We start from the raw sequence: 20,976 nt of genomic DNA, 5'->3' as shown, positions 1-20,976 counted from the left end.
TAATAATAAAGAAGCGAGTTCATTAGTTGGTGTTGCACCAATGAATAAGGAAAGTGGTCGCTTCAAAGGCCAAAGAAAGATACAAGGTGGACGGCATCAGGTCAGGACAGTTTTGTATATGGCAATGATGTCAGCCATACAATCAAATCCTGTTTTCAAAGCAACTTACCAACGTTTAGTCGCAGCCGGAAAACCAAAGAAAGTAGCCATTATTGCCTGTATTAGAAAGATGGTTGTAACACTGAATTAAATGCTAAGAGATGGTGTAATGTGGGAAGCGCCAAAAATATGAAATTAGCTATTGACGCCATAGTCTCTTGTTAACTGTTGGTATGAATGAGCACATTGACCCACTCCTTAAGTTTTGGGATTACTTCATCTATTTCAGATTCAAAACCTTCCTCGTCGAAGTAACCCTCTGTTTCAATTTTATACTGCCAATCTCTACCTTCTTGATTTACGGAGTAAGGTACACCTTCTAGGGCTTCTATTGATTCAGCTACTCTTTTGGCAAAAGCATCACGATCATTACGATTTGTCTCGTACCCATCTATTTCGACTAACAGTCTTTCCAAGACACTTTTATTCGACATTACAATTCTCGATGCTAAAGACAGTTAACGCCTCATTAAGGGGCTGAAAATTGTTTGCTAAAATGTGTAGCGAAGCGAAACTGAGCAAACTGTTAGCAGTCCCGCTTGAATGACTTGTTAGCAGTACTTACCAGACTTTCCACCAAGGCTTTTGAACACCCGGATGAGATACATTTAAATACTGTGGTTCACTTTTAATACCTGATTCTGATACTGCTGTAATTTTTATTCTTATATCAAAGGCTTCTTGTTCTTCCGAATTTCCATCAAACCAGACGAAAAAGTATTTATCTTTTTCTTCAAGGAAGTCTGCAAGGGTAATTGCTTTGTCAGTAAACAGAGTATCTTCAAATGTGCCCTCTACAATTTCAAAAATATAACCTTGTTCAATATTTGGAATGTTTTTGAGTTTTAAAATAATAGAGCCAGCATCTGAGCATGAACCGTGATTTCCATCATCAGTACCTCTATGAACTCCATCTAACTCAAAAACAGGTGTGACAGGTTCAATTGTATCTTTGCCCGTTATATCAAAATACTTTGAAGTTGGCATCATTGAACATGCTAATGCTTCAAAAGTAAAAAGGCTTAAAATTAACACTAAAATTTGATTCATATACTTGTACTGCTAACGCCCGTATTTGCGGCTGGTTTGGAGCGCAGCGGAAAACCAGTCCGACAACATGCGCTTGTTAAATCATTACCAGTGCTCAGGTCCGTTTTCCTCCATATACACTGCAATTCCATCTGATAGGCCAAGTACAGAGAAGTCAGTTTCATCTATATCGCCAACCTCGCCATCTTCGATAACGTAGTAGTAGCTTATTTCTACAGTAAATGTGCTTGTAGTGCATTCCGCATGAGAAGTGGTGCCAAAAGTGTACATTCGCCCGTCTTCTCGGTCATATGTACCATTGTTGAAATCGGGACCAGAAACTGTGTACTCATAGTCAACATCGACGTCGAAGGTGATTAAACATTCTTCGTCATCAACCCGTACTATTAAAGGATCGAAATCATGCACTTCCGTGACTTGAAAATCTTCGACTTCTGAGTCTTCCCACGGTGCCTGATTGTAAGCCCATGTGTCATTTATTGAAGACTCGATACTATCTTTTATCGATTTAGCAAGAGAAGTTATGTGAGCCTTAACTGCTTCTGCAATTGCAGTTTCATGGACATTGTATAAATCAAGAAACTTTTCTAGAGCGTCGATGCTTATGATTTGAGGGTGAGCTTCACACACACCCTTCATGTCGCCATCGTCTGATATTACGTAAGCTTTCTCTTCACCCAACTCAGCTAATAAAGCATAAATCGAAAATGCATCAGGGAATTCAGACTTCTTTTTACCATCGCCGAATGGGGCTTTAGAGGTAAAGTACAGCTCAAATATATTCTCGGGATTCACTTTCTCCGTTGATATTACGTTCGTGGCGGCATCATCTAGAAATTGATTGAATACATCGACCGCCTTTTTAATCGAATCCTTTTCGTCAATTTCAACAAAAAGAGCCTTGATACTGTCATCTTCAATTCTCTCAAGCAGGCGAGCTTTTCGGCGAAAGTTCTTAAGAGAACTTATACCCTCCTCAACTGAAGAAGATATCTTTGCCTCAACCTCTCTCTTTACAACTGTTGTGCTTAGATGTGAGAGGCTTCCTTTTCTACACAATTCAGCGAACGACTGTAATGTTGGATGATTGAAATTCAATCCCAGCTTTATAAATGATTGTGTATCAATAAATACTTTTCTGGACTCTAGTTCCATGCTCCGTCCTTTGAGTGGATTTAACGCCACGTTAAGCGGCAAAAAATTGTTGGCTATAATTGTGAACGGAGTGAAACAGCCAACTGTTTTTTGTCCGTTTGAACGCCTTGTTAGGCGAATTATAAACCGTCTATTTGAATTGGAACACGAAACTTAACCTTACTTGCAACTTCAGTTCCTTCTGTTAAATCTCCACCTAAAGCGCCAATACCAGCAACACTTAATTTTGCTCCACCTTCTTTAGAACTAGATTCCGTTACAGCTATATCAAAATCTACGTAAGTTACGAAACCATTACCGTGAGAGAACATATTAAGCTTTTTAAGTTCATCAATGTAACCGTGACCATTTTTCAATGTTGAAGAGTTTTCTTTTACGGCCTCTGTAACTTGCTTAAGTGTTTCTGCTACAAATTCTTTCACATCCATTTTAATAATACTCCTAATTTGAGGTTCGCCTAACAGCTTATTATATAGCTGCTCGATAATGTTCCTGACAAAAATTCAACTTAGTAGCAACGATACCAAGCCAACCGACTGTTTAGTATTGATAAAATGAAAATTTAATACCCGTTTTATTAGTATCAAGCCCGCAAAAATGAGCGTTTTGATGTAGAGGTCTCTACAACCTTTTATCAATAACTTTAGATTCAACAACTTATCAAAAAACTAGCAGTTTATCGAGCATAAATCACCCGATTTTTGCTCACTTTACTCACGAGTCATCTGCGTATAATTATAACTGTATATCTATCTAGTACTTCAAAGTCAGATATAGTGTGCAATAGATTAGAAAATATAAGGGGATATTTCCGTTCTCCGCCACAAGAGCTACTCTTGCTAGCTCGATATGAGGCAAAAACGTTTTAAGTCCATCAATTCTATACTTCATTTATATTGGCTCTTTTTTCAGTCGTCCATAACTTCAGCTTAACCAATTGCCTGCCGCAGGAATGTTCAGGATGAACGGAATGTCGCGATCACATGGATGTGAAAGAGCGACCTTTTATGCTGATACATCCAAGACACGCCGTAAACACATCCATGTGGGCTCTACGAAAACAAATAACATCCATGTTAAACAGCCTGTTCGGCATCCATGTCTCTCGCTCAGAGCGTTTCACACTGTGAAACTTCGCCTTATTTTCTAAGGTCTTGAACGCATCTACATTGGGATTATTGTTTCTTCGATTTAACTTCATTCGCGGTAATAAAAAATAGCTAAAAGGCTCAATTTGAATTGAGGACGTTGAAGAAAATAGCGTGATGCTCACATGGATGTGAGCATAGCTTTCGCGGTGCAGGGATGCACCATCGGAAGCGTTAGCATTTTCGAATAAGGCCGAAGTTTGCAACAAACGAAGTAAAAAGCTGGATCAATCCCCATCGAAAATTATGCGCTTTTCAGCATTTTTCGTTAGGGGCGCTGGGGGATATCCAAAAGGGGAACAAGCGCTTTTCCCCTTTTGGTCTGGTGTGGGCGAAGCGCCACGACCTTGATCTTATAACCAAGTAAAATACCAAAAATTACTTCTTACCCTATCCAAACAACGTTAAGTTCAAGCCATAAAAAAGCCCTGAACTTAATCATAAGTTCAGGGCTTTTAAACATCTCTTATCTACTTACTGGTATCAATCGGCTCAAACGACTTAACCAAATCATCAACCGCTTTCATTTGGGCCAAGTAGTTTTCAAGCTGATGCAATGGTAATGCACAAGGGCCATCACATTTGGCATTATCGGGATCTGGATGCGCTTCAATAAACAGACCCGCTAAACCTAACGCCATACCACTACGAGCAAGCTCTGTTGCTTGAGCACGGCGTCCGCCAGCGCTATCTTCTCGTCCACCAGGACGCTGCAATGCATGAGTCGCATCAAAAATCACTGGGTAACCTGATTGCTTCATTTCATCCATGCCTAGCATATCCACAACTAAGTTGTTGTAACCAAAGCTTGAGCCACGCTCACATAAGATAATGTTGTCATTACCCGCTTCGTTAAACTTCTTAATAATATGACGCATTTCATGTGGCGCTAAAAACTGTGGCTTTTTCACATTAATGATTGAACCAGTGTTAGCCATTGCAACCACTAAGTCTGTTTGACGGGCTAAAAACGCTGGCAATTGAATAATATCAACCACATCTGCAACAGGCTGACACTGATGAATTTCATGCACATCTGTGATGATAGGTACGTTAAAGGTTGATTTAATTTCTTCGAAAATCTTTAACCCTTCTTCCATACCTGGACCACGGTATGAATTGACCGATGAACGGTTTGCTTTATCAAAAGAGGCTTTAAATACATACGGAATGCCTAGCTTTTGTGTTACTTCTACATAATGCTCAGCAATCGACATAGCAAGATCACGAGACTCAAGCACGTTCATGCCGCCAAATAATACAAACGGTTTGTCATTTGCGATTTCAAGTTCATTCAAACCAATGATTTTTTGTTCCATAGTCACTTCTCTTTTTCAACATTCAATGCGCTGGTTATCCAGCGCCATATAATAAGGCTAAACAGCAATAATTTGTAATAGCTGTCCGCATAACCATGCCATATACGTTCCTACAGCATAGCCCAATACCGCTAACAATACGCCCACTGGCGCTAAAGCTGGATGGAAAGCGGCGGCAACCACTGGCGCTGATGCTGCGCCGCCAACGTTTGCCTGACTTCCCACTGCCATATAAAACAATGGTGCTTTGATTAATTTGGCCACCAGTAACATAAAACTAGCATGCACAATCATCCAAATAATCCCGATGGCGAAATACCACAAGTTTTGCTCGTCTGCGAGTTTTGATACATCCATGTGCAAACCAATGGTCGCCACCAAAATATATAAAAACGCCGACGCGACTTTAGATGCGCCAGCGGCTTCTAAATGCTTAACTGGGCTGAATGACAAAGCCAAACCAATTGATGTCACCAATACCACTAACCAGAAGAACTTCGAGGTTAAGCTGTAATCTCGAGTCCAAGGATAGTTGGTTTCAAAAAATGGCCCTAAAAAGTCTGCGGCAAAATGAGCTAACCCTGTTACCCCAAAGCCTATTGCCACTATCAGCATTAAATCACGTAATGACGGTATACGGGCATTTTCAGCATGATACTTTTCTACTTTTTCTTTTAATGCTTCAAGTGCTGTGGTGTCAGCCCCCGTTCTAGCATCAATCTGTTTAGCTCTTGAGGCCATGAGTAATAAAACAGCCATCCAAATATTAGCCACAATCACATCAACCGTGACCATCACCGAAAAGATATTACCACCCGCTTCATATATCTCTTTCATCGATGCTTGGTTTGCACCACCACCAATCCAGCTGCCCGCAAGCGTCGTCATACCGCGCCAAACCGCATCTGGACCGTTACCACCTAATACATCAGGGTTTATCGCTGAAATGATTAATAAAGCAATGGGGCCACCGATAACAATACCTACTGTGCCTGTTAAAAACATCACAATGGCTTTAGGGCCTAAACTGAGAATTGCTTTTAAATCGACACTTAAAATCAGTAACACTAAACAAGCAGGCAATAAGTAACGGGATGCGACATAGTAAAGCTTTGAGGTATCACCATCGACAATACCAAACGTATTTAATAATGAAGGCAAGAAGTAACACAGTAATAAGGCTGGAATAAATTTATAAAACTTTTGCCAGAATGGACTTGATGAAGAGCTGGTATAAAAAACAAAGCCAAGAATAACGGCTAACAGGCCTAATGCTGTTGCGTCATTAGTAACCATAGGACTGGTTGTCATGAACAATCTCCCTTGCGAATGCATGTCATAGTGAAATATTTTTATTGTTATGTACGTTTAATCGTACTTATTTTTGTCAATCGTATTATTGTTATATCTGCTACATTAGCCTTTATCGCTAATGAGCTTGGTACTGTAATCGATAATCTTGTTTTGAGCAGCAGTTACATGGTGTTTGCTTGAACTACCTCACTCGATAACATTGATCACGTCCTAGTTAACAAGGTTCTCATTTGAAACAAAAAAATTCAGGCTCATAAAATGAGCCTGAATATCGATGTGCAGTCAGTCGGTTAATGATACGTTTGCGGCTGTTGACTGAGCTCTTTTAATTGCATTTTAACAATCTCAGTCACAGGATCGTGCGGGCTACTGTCTACAAAATGCTGTAAATCTGACATCGCCACTTTGATGCATCCGAGTTGCTGCGCAATGAAGGCTCTTTCACGATTCAAGTTCACATCATCTGGGTGCCATTGTAATAATAAATTACAGCACTCCATTGCTTGCTCAAATTGATGCGTCACAATACAGCCTGCTTTAAGCTCATGTATCATGCGAGAAATCAGACGCTTAAGTGTTGCCGTTTTAAGGTACTTAGGCTTCATCTGGGCAGCATTACCTAACTCACCACGCACTAATAAATGCAGTTGGTTACGTGTTAATGTCTCACCCGTTAGCGGGTCAAAGTACTTCATTTCGTCATTGATACGAGAACGAACAACGGTTTGCCCCGGCAACAAAACAGCATCTAAGGTGATGTCCAACTGCTTTGCCAGTAACACTAAAACAGTTGCCAGAGTCGTACTATTACCTTGACGGCTCATAATACAACTGCCTAAATCTGCCGCTTCGACACTGAAATAATCTTCACGGGCACAAAAGCCAAGATCGTTATAAAACCAGCGTAATAAACCGTCAAAACGTTGCTGCGGATCTTCCACATGCAAACTCATCACTGAACCTGCAATTTCATACCAAGCCCAGAGTGCTTTTTTTTCTTGTGAAAAACCGAGATGTTGCGTTATTTCGAATGCAGTTTCGGGGATCTTAACTGCATCATTCATTTGATGTTTAGCCATGAAACTCTATTAACCCATTAATACAACTTGTTTAAAATGAGCCAGCCTGGCAGCCAATACGAGCCATCCAATAGCGCCTAAAAAGGCAAAGATTTTAAAGAATTTATTGCGGTTACCTTTTAATGCCATTACACCTAGACCAATGTAGGCAAGTACGGCAATTAACTTCTCTGTCATCCATTCATCTACAAATGGATACTGCTTGATCATGAAGCATAATGTCAGTCCTGACAATAATAAGAAGGTATCAATTACATGCGGTGCAACTTTGACAAACTTCTTGTCCATAACAGGCGATTGACGCATGTGTAGTACAAAGCGAGTAATAAAGAATACCACACTTAAAAAGATGAACGTTAAGTGCGTATGCTTAACAGCAGGATATAAACTGTAAAAGGTTTCCATTATTGTTTTTCTCTTTGCTCTACAGATAAAATGGCCGCTAGTTTACTTCATCAAGCAGCTTGATAGCAATGTTAGGGAAAACAGCCTATGACAGTACGCTAATCGTATTAGCGTACTAATAGCTTATATATTCGAAGCGCAGAACTTACTGAGGTTTATTCCCCGCGCCACTGGCCAAGGGTACAACGGTCATTGCTACCAAAGTCACGTACTGTAGCAACGTTGACATAACCTAAATCAATCAGCTTTTGTCTAACCGTGAGTGCTTGTTCAAAACCATGCTCTAACAATAGATATCCACCGTTAGATAAGTGTTTCGTCGCGTGCTGGGCGATATGAAATAAATCAGCAAAGCCCTGTTCTGCCGCAGTTAGCGCACTCGATGGTTCAAAACGCACATCGCCTAAATCAAGATGCACATCGGTTTCATCAATATAAGGAGGATTAGACACAATCAAATTAAAGTCTTGATGCTCAACAGCACTAAACCAATCCGATTGTAATATCTCAACATGCGGTAAATTAAGGTTGTCACGATTGGCTTTTGCAAGCGCTACCGCATCCTCAATTTTATCGATTGCAGTCATGTGCCACTGTGGGCGCTCTGATGCTAACGATAAAGCAATTGCTCCAGTGCCTGTCCCTAAATCAAGCACTTTAGCATTGTCAGCTAAAGGCAAGTTTAATGCCGTTTCGACTAAGATCTCGGTATCCGGTCTTGGGATTAACGTTGTGGCATTTACAATAAACGGCAATGACCAAAACTCACGTTCACCAATGATATGCGCAACAGGAACCCCTTGTTGACGCTTTTCAATCATCGTTTGGTAAGCTTTAAATTGATCCGCAGTCAGCACTTTTTCAGGCCAAGTGTAAAGATAACTACGTTGTTTATTAAGACAATGCAGAAGCAAAGCTTCTGCATCGATATGAGCCGACTCTGACGAGTCGACTAATTGGCTATAGGCCCATTGCAAAGATTCCGCAATGGTAGAAAAAGAAGAATGTGACAACGTCACTCCTTATTCAATGGAATCAATCATTGGAATTAGTCGTCTGCTAACGCAGCAAGCAAATCAGCTTGTTCTTCTTGCATCAATGGCTCGATGATTGAATTCAAATCACCTTCCATAATTTCATTTAAACGATATAAGGTTAAATTAATGCGATGCTCACTCATACGCCCCTGTGGGAAGTTATAAGTACGAATACGTTCACTGCGATCACCACTGGCCACTAAGTTACGACGAGTAGATTCTTCTTCACTGCGACGCTTTTCATCTTCAACAGCTTGCAGGCGAGCAGAAAGAACACTCATTGCTTGTGCACGGTTTTTATGTTGCGAGCGCTGATCCTGACATTCCACCACAATCCCCGAAGGAACGTGAGTAATACGAATGGCAGAATCGGTTTTGTTGACATGCTGACCACCGGCGCCTGACGCGCGGAAGGTATCTACTTTCAAGTCTGCTGGATTAATTGAAATTTGTTCAGCTTCTGGAATTTCTGGCAGTACCACAACAGTAACAGCTGAGGTATGAACACGGCCTTGTGATTCAGTTTCAGGTACACGTTGAACACGGTGTCCGCCTGATTCAAATTTAAGCTTACCGTAAACGCCTTCACCAGTAACTTGTACGATTAATTCTTTAAATCCACCATGTTCGCCTTCATTAGCGTTCATGATTTCCATTTGCCATTTATTAGATTCGCAGTAACGAGAGTACATACGGAATAAATCGCCAGCAAAAATCGCGGCTTCATCGCCACCGGCACCAGCACGGATTTCAATAAAGGCGTTACGATCATCATTAGGATCTTTAGGCAGCAGTAAAATTTGCAATTCGTCTTCAAGACGTGCAATTTCTGATTTTGCTTCTTTGATTTCTTCTTGCGCCATTTCGCGCATTTCTGCATCGTCCTCWGCTAACATTTCATTAGCTGACTCAAGATTTTCTTGCGCCTCTTGGAATGCAGTGAAGCTTTTAACGATATCTTCTAATTGAGAAAATTCTTTTGATAAAGCACGAAAGCGGTCTTGATCCGCAATAACTTCTGCATCACTGAGTAATGCCAACACTTCTTCATTACGTTCAAGCAAGCCTTCCAGCTTGCGAATAACCGACTCTTTCATTTTAGCTTTGTTACCTTAATTTTTATCTAAACCAAGCGTGACGCGTAATTGGCCTAAGGTATTCAAGTCTCCTTGACGACTAGCAGAAGTTAACGCTTGTGTTGGTGCATGGATTAAGCGATTGGTTAGCCGGTTTGCCAGCTCTAAAATCACCTGTTCATTGTCACCACCTTGAGTCAATTTGTTCAAGGCGCGCTCTACTAATTCATCTTTTATTGCCAAACTCTGGCTTCGGTATTCTCGAATACTATCTACAGACTCTAATGAACGTACCCACTCCATAAATACATGGGCTTGCTCATCAGCAATTATCTCTGCTTGCTCGGCGGCTTCTTTACGTGAAGCCATGTTCTGTTCAATGATACTGTGTAAATCGTCCACAGTATAAAGGAAAGCATCGTCTAATTCGCCAACTTCTGCTTCTATATCTCTAGGAACTGCAATATCAACTAGCAGCATTGGCTGATGTCGACGTTGTTTTAGCGCCTTTTCTACCATGCCTTTACCTAATATAGGTAACGGACTGGCGGTAGAGGATATCACGATATCGGCTTTAGGTAGATAGTCTGGAATTTCTTGTAGTGTAATTGCTGTTGCATTGAACTCTTCACACATGGCTTGTGCACGTTCAACTGTCCGGTTTGCTACAACAATACCGGCAACTTCATTATCTTTTAAATGTTTTGCGACAAGCTCAATGGTTTCACCGGCACCAATTAACAGGACATTGGTGGTACTAAGCGAAGAGAAAATGTGTTTTGCCATACTAACAGCGGCAAAGGCCACTGATACAGCTGCAGCGCCGATTTCAGTTTCGGTGCGGACTTTTTTCGCCACTGAGAAGGTGTTTTGAAACAAACGGTCAATCGTTACCGCAGTGGTACCTGCCTCTTTTGCTTTCACAAAAGCTTGTTTCACTTGACCTAAAATTTGCGGTTCACCCAAGACTAATGAATCAAGACCAGAAGATACACGCATCAAATGTTTAACACATTCATGGTTTTCATAACTATAAACACACGGCATGAGCTCTTCGTGCGTGAGGTTATGATAATCTTCAAGCCACTCAATAATGTCTTCTTTCGAGCCATTATTACAATAAAGCTCGGTGCGATTACATGTCGACACAATCACGGCTTCGCCTGAGCTTGTGCGACTCGCCAGACTCTTCATGGCATCATGAATTTTATCTGGTGAAAATGCGACTTTCTCACGAAGGTCTACCGTGGCGGTTTTATGATTTATTCCGATTGCTACTAGGCTCATGTGACTCGTTTTAAGTTCTTCGCGGGATCATTAATTAGGCTATTCTACTGAATTGCAAAAATGAAAAACACAATTGGCTTAACAAAACCGAATAATTGTCTATATTTTTTCTATTTATTCTATCTTGTTAACAAAACCATAGGAAATTAGACCAATTTCATTAATGTTTATGATGCAGGTAAATCCCTAACATGCATAGTAATCTTTCGATATTTACTTCTATTGGCTAATAAAAATGCAAAAAGCGCAAAGCAGTTTTTACAATGCAGACTATGGTCAGTATTATAAAGCAACACTCTATTTAGGGCGCATAGTCACTTGCAATATTTAACATTTACTCCCCAGCGCATACTATTACTGTGCTGTTTATTCCTCAGTGCCTGTTCGGTAAAGCCGCCTCATACGCTGTCAAATATTGATGTTACCCAAGCCAATGAAGCCAAGGCATGGGAAATACAAGGTAAACTGGCCTTTCGTTCATCAACCGATAAATTCAGTACAAACCTTTTTTGGTTTCATGACAATCTTTTATCTCAACCGCACGATGAGCTGTCTTTAACGACGATGATTGGCACGACTGCCTTGTCATTAACCTCTAAACAAGGACTTGCCACCATTACTGTTCAAGGTAAAACCTATACAGATACAGATCCACAGCGCCTTATTGGCCAAGTCAGTGGTATGCAAATTCCATTGAATAAACTGCCGCTTTGGATAACAGGTCAAGTCACAAACGATGACATCGTCGACAGTTATAATGATGACGGTAGTATTAGCGCTTTTACCAGTCCTGAGTTGGGTGAAAGTTGGCAAGTAGAATATATAAGCTACCAACAACAAAGCGGTGCAATGGTACCAAAGTTGTTGCAAATAACTCGTGCAGATGTGCGTATTAAGATTCAAATTAATCAATGGCAAGCGCTTGCGCCTATTGATATCCCTTTATAACAGAAGAATAAAGAAGCGCTTTATGACAACCAATAGCCAAAACTCAGCCATCTCAACCCATTGGCCAGCTCCGGCAAAACTGAATTTGTTTTTGCATATCACCGGCCAACGTGCCGATGGATATCACGAACTCCAAACTTTATTTCAATTTATCGATCGCTGTGACTATCTGGACTTTTTACCAACAGAGAATAGCAGCATCAAGATACACTCTGAATTATCAAAAGTTGTCGCTGAAAAAGATAACTTAATTCTAAAGGCCGCAAAATCATTACAAGAATATGCCAATTATGATGGCGGCGCTGAAATTTGGTTGCAGAAAAACTTACCAATGGGAGGCGGTTTAGGCGGCGGCTCTTCTGATGCTGCGACCACGTTAATCGCGTTAAATAAGCTCTGGAAACTCGATTTGCCACTGGAAAAGCTCGCTGAAATCGGCTTAAAACTTGGAGCGGATGTCCCTGTTTTTATTAATGGTTTTTCAGCTTTCGCAGAAGGTGTTGGCGAGCAACTATTACCAGTTGAACCCACTGAATACTATTATTTAGTTATCGTCCCTGATGTGCATGTATCGACGCAAGCTATCTTTCAAGATCCGCACTTACCACGTAACACCCCTAAATTAGAGCTAACTACTTTAATGCAGAAAAGTTGGACAAATGATTGTCAGAAGTTGGTCGCAGAAAAGCACCCTCAAGTTGCCAATGCATTAAGCTGGCTGGTAGAATATGCGCCGTCAAGAATGACCGGAACTGGCGCATGCGTCTTCGGAGAGTTCAAACAGCAACAAACAGCACTAGATGCATTGGCACAACTGCCTGATTCTATGCAAGGTTTTGTTGCAAAAGGCTTAAATCAATCACCTTTAGTGAGCCGTTTAAGCCAAAGCTAAAATTTATCTTCTAAAGATGATATTGACTAAACTTAACCGACGATTTCGGTCAATTTAGTTCATCTTTAGCCACTAACATTAAAGCCAACACCTGAGGTTCATAAAGTGCCCGATATCAAGCTCTTTGCTGGTAACGCTACCCCTAAACTAGCCAAAAAAATAGCCGACCGTTTATTTTGCAAACTTGGCGATGCAGTAGTAGGCCGTTTCAGCGACGGTGAAATCAGTGTTCAAATCAATGAAAACGTACGTGGTGCTGATGTATTTATCATTCAGTCTACTTGTGCACCGACTAACGACAACCTAATGGAACTTATCGTTATGGTTGACGCATTACGTCGCGCATCTGCAGGTCGTATTACTGCCGTTATTYCATACTTTGGTTATGCTCGCCAAGATCGTCGCGTACGTAGCGCACGTGTACCAATTACCGCGAAAGTTGTTGCTGACTTCTTATCAAGTGTTGGTGTTGACCGCGTATTAACTTGTGATTTACACGCAGAGCAAATTCAAGGTTTCTTTGATGTGCCTGTTGATAACGTATTTGGTAGCCCAGTGTTACTAGAAGATATGTTAGGTAAAGAACTTGATAACCCTGTAGTGGTTTCACCTGACATTGGTGGTGTTGTTCGTGCTCGTGCAGTTGCTAAACTGCTTGATGACTCTGACTTAGCCATTATTGATAAGCGTCGCCCACAAGCGAACGTTGCACAAGTCATGCACATCATTGGTGACGTACAAGGCCGTGACTGTATCATCGTTGATGACATGATCGATACTGGCGGTACTTTATGTAAAGCTGCTGAAGCATTAAAAGAACATGGCGCAAACCGTGTATTTGCTTACGCAACTCACCCAGTATTTTCAGGTAACGCAGCAAGCAATATTGCTAACTCAGTTATCGATGAAGTGATTGTGACTGATACTGTGCCATTAAGCCCAGAAATGTTAAAAGTGGAAAAAGTAACCCAACTGACTATGTCAGCGGTACTGGCTGAAGCAATTCGCCGTGTTAGCAACGAAGAGTCTATCTCTGCGATGTTCCGCCACTAATATTCTGACATGCTACATAGCGAAACAGAATAGATTAAACGCACTCAATTGAGTGCGTTTTTTTATTGCTTTACACTTTGCTGCTGCACCATTTTTCATCTCAGCTAGCCAAATCTTGTATAACTCAGTAACCTACTTGCACTCACAGTGACTAATAAAAATAACGAGCTGCACGTCATGTTTAAACCTAACTATCTCATTCTTGTTCTTTGTTTTTTTGCAGCCAGCTTATCAGGCCATGCAACTGCGCAATGGCATCAAAAAAGTTTTCAAGTCATGGGAACTCAAGCCCATGTCGAGTTTTGGCTTGAACAAAATGAACACTCGAGCATCTCAGACTCGCCAGCCCAGCTTATTGAAAAGGTCGAACAAGAGATGCACCGCATCGACAGGTTAATGAGTCCTTACAAGCCAAATAGTCAACTGAGTCACATTAATCAGCAAGCTGGAATAGCCCCAGTTAAGGTAGACCAAGAACTGTTTAATTTACTGCTTGATTCACGCCAAATCGCCGAGTTAACCCAAGGTACATTTGATATCACCTACGCTTCTATCGGTTACCAATATGATTATCGTCAAGGTCAAAAACCAGCTAAGTCCGACATCAACCAAGCGCTTGATGCCATTGATTACCGAGCAGTAATGTTAGATAAGCAACAATCGAGTGTGCGGTTTAAAAATCAAGATGTACGTATTGATTTAGGTGGCATTGCCAAAGGCCATGCAGTAAAGCAGTGCCTAGCCATACTAAAAGCTGCAGGCATAAAACATGGACTCGTTAGCGCAGGCGGTGACACAGGTTTGTTAGGCGACAGGCGCGGCCGCCCTTGGTTTGTTGGCATAAAACATCCTCGCGCCGCTGAAAAAACAGCAGTGCAATTGCCGCTAAGCGATGAATCCATCTCAACATCAGGGGATTATGAGCGTTACTTTATTGAAGATGGCATACGCTACCATCACATCATTAACCCCAAAACCGGTGACTCAGCCAGAAAAGTGGTTAGCGTATCTATCATTGGCAAAAACTCAACTTATGTAGATGCCCTATCTACCGCAGTGTTTGTTAAAGGCTTACAAGATGGCATGGCGCTGATTAACCAGCTGCCAGAATACGAAGCGATTATTATTGATAATCAGCAAACCTTGCATGTGTCTAAGGGATTACAAGAGAATTAGATTAAAGGGTAAGTTGGGTGAGTCTGAACTGTCTATCCCACACATTTTTAAAATTTGAAAAATGTACTTATGACGCAAATAAAAGCAATTATTAATTGATTTATTTGACTGCCCCCACAACCAAATAAATCAAGCTCAACTATTGTTCAATTGGAGGCTCATTAGTGTCAGTAGTACCTTTGACTTCGCTAACGGTTATCAATGCACCAAGAAAGATAATTGCTAGGATATCTATAGCGATAAATTGTGATTGCATAGGGGCTGTATATTGATAAAGAGCAAAACCTGGACTCAATGATGCATCAACACCAAGGGAAACTTGAGGTGCTAAATTGATTGAAACATATGCTCCACCAAGACCTGAGTATTTAGCAGAAATGGTTCCAATAGCAATATTAGGAACTTGTAGAGCTTGATTGAAAATGGAAACCCAATAGTACTTATACTTTTCTTTGATTGCCGTTATACCCGCCACAATATTTAGCGCAACTAAAACTAACGTAATCAGAGTGCTTAATAGGGAAGCTGTTCCATCAAATACTGACAAAAAATAGATTGCAGTAATTGCAACTGCTGCTATCACTTGAAAGTAGCCAATAATTTGCACTCTTTTTTCAGCTATATTTAGCTCTTTCTCTTTTTCTTTGACTTGATGAGTTGTAACTTCTTCCTTTCTATTAGCCAACTCTTTCAACAAAGACTCATAATTTTCACTTTTAGGGTCAATGTTACCTTTTACCTCTATTAACTCATCAATTGAATATTGAGAATAGTCGATTAACTTCATACACATCCTTGTATTACTAAATTTTATAGTGCTCGTGCACCTTTAATAAACCAAATATTTAAGCCTGACTAATGCAAAGCTATTGATTAATATGAACTCTATCAGAATTGAGTTCGATAAACGAGCATCTATAATTGGAACCATTCGATTCCGATGACGCGCTATTTGATTGCTTTATTTCCAGACATCGTTTGGATTAAGATCAACGTCGTGGCGCTTCGCCCACACCAGACGAAAGGGAAACAACAGCATTTCCCTTTTCGATATCCCTTGCCGCTCCGACGAAGTGTTACTCCTCATGCTATAGAGCGAATTTACTACCGCCTCAGACTCGCCATCCATGGCTCCACTGAGGCTATGTCGGCGTCCTGCCTACATCACGCAAATTAGCTCAACGCATTCGGACACTTCCAACGGAGATTATTGAGCCTGCAAGTTCATTTGATGTTGCATAACCCATTATTTAAAGCTTTAAACTGATTTTGATTTTCTATGAATACTGCAATTAAATTAAAGTAAGTAAAAAACCGCGTGAGTCCAGACAGGGCCTTTCTCGCACATCCATGTGCTTTAAGGCATTTAGTGCATCCTGCACTTAAGATTCTGGCTAGCTTTCGAGGGGAAGAGACGCCCCATCGTAAGCGTCAGTCATTTTTGTAGCTTGCTGAAGCGGGCTCAAAATGAAGTTTGAAGCTGGATGATTTTCCGTTGGATATTTTGCTGTTTAAATTTCGTCGTAGCTGCGGGGCGTAGCTCTTAGCAAAAAGTAAGAGGGAGTCGCAGTTCACTCCCTTTTAGTCTGGTGTGGGCGAAGCGCCACGACTTTGATTCTGATTTTACCTTTAACTTAAACTTAAACTTAAACTTAAACTTAAAAACAAATTTAAAAACAAATTTAAAAACAAAAAGCTCAGAGGAAAACCTCTGAGCCTTTCAATTCAACCAGCAAAATAAGCCTAGGCTTCAATCAAACAATAGGTTGAAACGCTGTCAGTGAATCCAGCATTGTGCTGTTCCCCAAACCTTGTCTTGGCGCAACTGTATTAAACTGACCTTGTTCACCATGCAGTGCCATGTAGTTAAGCAATACAGTATCAACCAATAAGTTAACGTTATTGGCCGATGGTGCTGATGCGGTATCCACTGAGGCGTCTGAGCGCATAAAACCAATCTGTTGACTTTGTGCCATTTGATCTGCATTAGCCCCCATCAACTGTGGTTTACCTGAAGGGTTATAGACTAAAAAGAACGAAGCGCCTGTTGATGAGTTATCACCTGTCCATTCACCCTTGCCTCGCCCTTCCATTGATTCATCAATGCGGCCGTTACTGGCAACTGAGCCATCACTGAACACATACATCATCAATGGTTGGTTGCGTCTGGCTGCGTACTCTAAACATGCCCCCATACAGCGGCCTGCGCGTAAATCTCGAAGCTCTCCCGTGCCACGCTCACCTGTGTGATAGTCAAAGCCGCCCATGGTAACGGTACCCGCTCCAGAGAAACCATTTACGACTAATTTCATAATCGATGCGGTTTTTTGAAACTCTGATTCAGAATCAAATTCGTTAATCGTGAATATGCCCGCAGGGCCAACAATATCTGGATCAAGTACCGGGTTTAAGGTTGAAGGATCGCCAAATCTATCGGCTAAATCCGCACTTTTTACATAACCACAATTGACTAAATCTTTAATCACATCGTCACGGGTGACTTGAGTATTCACTGAAGCCATTTTCTGAGCACTGATACGCTGAATACTTTCCATCACAGTGACGGCATCGCGCTGAGACAATAAGCTAAATAAGTCCCCCACATCGACTAAGCCCGTCACATCTGACGGACGATCAATCTTAGTCGGGCGCATACTTAAATCAATAAAGTTATTCGGCGCCATAGAGTTGCCACCAGAATCTGTGCTGCGAGAGCCAACCAACGGCATCAGTGAACCATTCGCACCAGCAGCAGCAATGGCATACATTGGGTTATGCGGGTTATTACCAGTGTCATTGTCAGAGCGACATGGGATAACGGCACCATTTATACGTGATGCCGTATCTGCTGAGACTTTTTCTAGAATGCCACGTAAAAAAGCAGAATCAGAATGAAATGCTAAACCTAAGTCCGTATTAATAAAATCAGACATGCCCACATCAGGGTTAGCAATTGATGGCGCCATATCACCAGGTAATCCCAGTTTGTTATAGCCAGCGGTTGATAAGAAATCTTGCTGGCCGCCTGCACCGCCTACCAATACATTTGAACCTGCGATATTTGCGCCGCCAGCCAAGTCAAAACTAATAAAAGGAATTTTGCCTGCGCCTTGAACACTAATACCGCAAGAGTCCCGCAGTGCTTCTAAGTCAGAAGACAATGCTGCATTAGCTTGGTTTGGGTTAGCAAACATACTCATTAACGATAAGCCTGCTATCGCTTGGCCACCTTTTGCTAAGCCTGTTGAGATAAACTCACGTCGCGTCATCGGCTTGCGATGATCAGAAAACAATAATGGCGTGTCCGGATGAAGATGCTTTGGTTTAGTCATGTTGAAATCCTTTTGAACAGGCTAATACACTTGCCACATTGACCAGTTTCAATTTTGAACGAGAAGTAATATTCAGTTGCTGTTTTATCATTATTACTCTCCTATTGAATCAACATAACAGCACTAGCGAGCACTGCAGCACAAGAGGCTTTAGCAATCGTTTGGGTGCGTTCCGCATTACAGTTTGTACCACAAACTGATAAGTGGCTTACCAAAGAGTCCAGTTCATCATACACAGCAATTGCATCTGGCTGGGTTGCAAGACTCAACGGCATTAATTGATTAATGAGCGGATTAAGCAATGCTGGGCGTTGCGCTGCATTTAATGCGTCAGCAGGTGCAAGGCTAAAGTCGACATCAGGAAACCAAGTCGTGCGAATCGTGTTGTCGTCAATAGCAACATCACAATAGGCAATAGCCAGTTGCGTTACCCCCATTTGCTGCGCTGAAATAAAGGTATCAATATTTTCAACACTCGGCAGTTGCCGCTTCACTAACTCATAGGTATCAAAGACTTTTGTATTTTGTTGTGCCACACCGGTTAATTCGCTCATGGTATGGTTAATTTCAGCAAAATTACGTAGACCAATATGCGATGTTTCTGTGCTGGCTGGAAGTTCTTCTGGTGTAATGACAACACCCGGTACGCGAACATTTTCGTGCTCACCGATTTGCTCGAAAGTTAAGAAAAACTCATCTTGGCTGGCACCTTTTTCAAGGCCAATAATTGTGCCGAGTGCCGAAATTGGCATGGGTTCAGCAATTTCTTGACCACTGTCTATGGTTAAATCGACATTGGAGTATGCCTGGCCCTGAGCGCTTTCTTTGCCGTTAATGCCAAGGCGGATCCCGCGCATATCAAAGTTGTCCGCCACAGGCGTGCCATTAATATTCACCAGTGATGCACCAGTAAATAAGTAGCTATAATTATCAAATTGACTGACTTCGAACATGACGTAGGTTTCGGGTAAATCAATTAAATGACTGACTGAAAACAGTAAGAAAAATTTCTCACCAACTCCAACATCGTAGTTTTGGCTAATTTGTTCTTGCTCGAGTACACGGTTATAAATCGCTAATAAACGAATATCCCCTTGCCATACATGTTGGTTTGAGGCTTCACGACCTAGTATTAATGCAAAGCTGTCATCCCATGATGCAAGCGGCGCAATATCTTCGTCAACGGCGTCAATAAGGTTGCCATTAACATAAATACGTCGCCCTTGAATTGCATTGTAGGTCAGTACCACATGCTGCAATGTTGCTTGTAGCACTTCATCAGCATCAGGCGTACTTAACGCAGGCTCACCGTTTACTGTTGAGCTCTCTGTGCGCAACATAAAGTCATAGTTATATTGTGTCTGACCTAACGTGAAGTTACGCGCATCATCACCTGCAGAATAGGTGACGATTCTTGCTGGGCCTTCTTGAGTAACATTGTTTGGAGTCACCCAAGCTTCGATAGAAAACTCACCCGTTGAGGTAATAAGGTCATGCAGTTTCTTACTATTAGCGGTACTGGCTTGCGCTTTGCCGTTAGTAAAAGATAATCCCCAGCTACCTAGCCACTCAACATCACCTGTTAGTGATAAATTTGCTTCTGGTGCTATGCCCGATGTGTCATAAGCAATGGCACCTTCACCCGTCTTAAATTGATAAAGCGCAATCACATCAGTTTCAAAACGACCGCCACTGGATGCGGTAATACCGTCGGTTAAACGTAATGACTTTGATACCACCATATCTGGTGAAATTTCATCGACTTCAATGGCATCACTCATTGCTGTAATCCCAGCAAGCATTTCATTGCTGTTTTCCTGACAGTTAGTCCAGCAATTATGAAACTCGCTACCCAAACGAACCACTAAACGTGATTGGGTTGGCTCATCAATATTGATGACATTTTTGGCTGATTCATAAGCTTGATTAATGTCATTGCTGGCAAAAAATGGCGACTGGGCAAACGTTGCTGATTCATTATGACAGTCACTGCAATACTGGCTTACGATAGGATAGACATGCTGACTAAATAAGCCGCTATCACCGGGAAAGCTTTTACTGGCTCCAGGTTCTCGTATGACTGGGGATGTCAGCTCGATGGTATTGGCGCTGCTGACTCGCTCATCAGCCCACAGCTTGATCCATGAAGTCATGGTTTCACCACAGGCACTATCACTGTCTAACCAGCAATTATGACCACCAGCGACTTTTTCAACTAAACGAGATGCCGCAGGATCTGTTAAGTCTACTAATGGGTTAGTCGCAGCGTACGCGTCATTGACGTTTTCTCGACTAGCGAAATACGGCGCTTGATTACCTTCGGTATGACATGCTCCGCATCGATTTTGCCCTGAAATATTATCCCACAGCGACACTTTATATTTTTGAATGTCTTCTGTAGCGGGCGCAGGACCTGTGTAGACATCAGAGCCAGGATCTTGCTGTTGAGGTGGATTGCTTTCGACATCTCCCCCACCACAAGCGGACAAAGTTAATAGCAAACAAATAGCAGAGAGTAAGGTTAGGGTTTTATGAGGTAATATCAC

19 protein-coding genes are annotated in these 20,976 nt (G+C 41.6%); 5 read left to right on the top strand and 14 right to left on the bottom strand.

The features are described 5' to 3' along the window. A partial coding sequence (locus tag A9267_RS08645) for a transposase (protein WP_156669131.1) occupies positions 1-250 on the top strand: 250 nt, incomplete at its 5' end. A gap of 70 nt (positions 251-320) precedes the next feature. On the opposite strand, the gene A9267_RS08640 is transcribed toward A9267_RS08645, so the two are convergent. The 11 genes from A9267_RS08640 to hemA form a co-directional block, all read right to left on the bottom strand. Beyond that, the gene (locus tag A9267_RS08640) at positions 321-593 is read right to left on the bottom strand and encodes a hypothetical protein (RefSeq protein WP_065108925.1); all 273 of its coding nucleotides are present in this window, start codon (positions 591-593) and stop codon (positions 321-323) included. Positions 594-720: 127 nt separating this feature from the next. Then, complete coding sequence (locus A9267_RS08635; protein WP_065108924.1) at positions 721-1,209, bottom strand: hypothetical protein; 489 nt, start codon at positions 1,207-1,209, stop codon at positions 721-723. An 84-nt stretch (positions 1,210-1,293) separates the two neighbouring features. After that, entirely contained in the window at positions 1,294-2,364 is a 1,071-nt protein-coding gene (locus tag A9267_RS08630; RefSeq protein WP_065108923.1) for a PIN domain-containing protein, read from the bottom strand. A gap of 119 nt (positions 2,365-2,483) precedes the next feature. After that, positions 2,484-2,792 carry a hypothetical protein gene (locus tag A9267_RS08625; RefSeq protein ID WP_065108922.1) on the bottom strand — a complete coding sequence of 103 codons (309 nt, stop codon included), beginning with the start codon at positions 2,790-2,792 and terminating at the stop codon, positions 2,484-2,486. Positions 2,793-3,982: 1,190 nt separating this feature from the next. Beyond that, complete coding sequence (gene kdsA / locus A9267_RS08620; protein WP_065108921.1) at positions 3,983-4,831, bottom strand: 3-deoxy-8-phosphooctulonate synthase; 849 nt, start codon at positions 4,829-4,831, stop codon at positions 3,983-3,985. A gap of 57 nt (positions 4,832-4,888) precedes the next feature. Further along, complete coding sequence (locus A9267_RS08615) at positions 4,889-6,142, bottom strand: DUF819 family protein (protein ID WP_055026463.1); 1,254 nt, start codon at positions 6,140-6,142, stop codon at positions 4,889-4,891. 293 nt (positions 6,143-6,435) lie between these two features. Beyond that, complete coding sequence (locus A9267_RS08610; protein ID WP_065108920.1) at positions 6,436-7,224, bottom strand: SirB1 family protein; 789 nt, start codon at positions 7,222-7,224, stop codon at positions 6,436-6,438. A gap of 9 nt (positions 7,225-7,233) precedes the next feature. Beyond that, positions 7,234-7,629 carry a SirB2 family protein gene (locus A9267_RS08605; RefSeq protein WP_055026465.1) on the bottom strand — a complete coding sequence of 132 codons (396 nt, stop codon included), beginning with the start codon at positions 7,627-7,629 and terminating at the stop codon, positions 7,234-7,236. A gap of 155 nt (positions 7,630-7,784) precedes the next feature. After that, a complete protein-coding gene (gene prmC / locus A9267_RS08600; RefSeq protein ID WP_055026466.1) occupies positions 7,785-8,642 on the bottom strand; it encodes a peptide chain release factor N(5)-glutamine methyltransferase in 858 nt (285 codons plus the stop codon). Positions 8,643-8,677: 35 nt separating this feature from the next. After that, positions 8,678-9,763: a peptide chain release factor 1 gene (prfA, locus tag A9267_RS08595; protein WP_055026467.1), complete on the bottom strand. Its 1,086-nt coding sequence runs from the start codon at positions 9,761-9,763 to the stop codon at positions 8,678-8,680. Positions 9,764-9,778: 15 nt separating this feature from the next. Beyond that, the gene (gene hemA / locus A9267_RS08590; RefSeq protein ID WP_055026468.1) at positions 9,779-11,029 is read right to left on the bottom strand and encodes a glutamyl-tRNA reductase; all 1,251 of its coding nucleotides are present in this window, start codon (positions 11,027-11,029) and stop codon (positions 9,779-9,781) included. 318 nt (positions 11,030-11,347) lie between these two features. On the opposite strand from hemA, the gene lolB reads away from it, so the two are divergent. From lolB to A9267_RS08570, 4 genes are all read left to right on the top strand, one after another. Further along, on the top strand, positions 11,348-11,977 hold the full coding sequence (gene lolB / locus A9267_RS08585) for a lipoprotein insertase outer membrane protein LolB (RefSeq protein WP_055026469.1): 630 nt from the start codon (positions 11,348-11,350) through the stop codon (positions 11,975-11,977). A 22-nt stretch (positions 11,978-11,999) separates the two neighbouring features. Then, on the top strand, positions 12,000-12,869 hold the full coding sequence (gene ispE / locus A9267_RS08580) for a 4-(cytidine 5'-diphospho)-2-C-methyl-D-erythritol kinase (RefSeq protein WP_055026470.1): 870 nt from the start codon (positions 12,000-12,002) through the stop codon (positions 12,867-12,869). A 105-nt stretch (positions 12,870-12,974) separates the two neighbouring features. Beyond that, positions 12,975-13,922, top strand: a complete 948-nt coding sequence (locus A9267_RS08575) for a ribose-phosphate pyrophosphokinase (protein ID WP_065108919.1) — start codon at positions 12,975-12,977, stop codon at positions 13,920-13,922. Positions 13,923-14,099: 177 nt separating this feature from the next. After that, positions 14,100-15,098, top strand: a complete 999-nt coding sequence (locus A9267_RS08570; protein WP_156669130.1) for an FAD:protein FMN transferase — start codon at positions 14,100-14,102, stop codon at positions 15,096-15,098. A 139-nt stretch (positions 15,099-15,237) separates the two neighbouring features. Here the strand turns inward: A9267_RS08570 and A9267_RS08565 are convergent, their stop codons facing one another. The 3 genes from A9267_RS08565 to A9267_RS08555 all read right to left on the bottom strand — a co-directional run bounded on the left by A9267_RS08565 (position 15,238) and on the right by A9267_RS08555 (position 20,976). Further along, positions 15,238-15,885, bottom strand: a complete 648-nt coding sequence (locus A9267_RS08565; RefSeq protein ID WP_065108918.1) for a hypothetical protein — start codon at positions 15,883-15,885, stop codon at positions 15,238-15,240. Between the two features lie 967 nt (positions 15,886-16,852). After that, positions 16,853-18,430: a general secretion pathway protein GspF gene (locus tag A9267_RS08560; protein ID WP_065108917.1), complete on the bottom strand. Its 1,578-nt coding sequence runs from the start codon at positions 18,428-18,430 to the stop codon at positions 16,853-16,855. A 101-nt stretch (positions 18,431-18,531) separates the two neighbouring features. Then, a complete protein-coding gene (locus A9267_RS08555) occupies positions 18,532-20,976 on the bottom strand; it encodes a LamG domain-containing protein (RefSeq protein WP_231919062.1) in 2,445 nt (814 codons plus the stop codon).

This window comes from Shewanella sp. UCD-FRSSP16_17 (assembly GCF_001675935.1).
GTDB lineage: Bacteria > Pseudomonadota > Gammaproteobacteria > Enterobacterales > Shewanellaceae > Shewanella > Shewanella japonica.
Note: the sequence above shows the minus strand (reverse complement) of the source record. Positions and strands in the feature narration are given on the sequence as shown.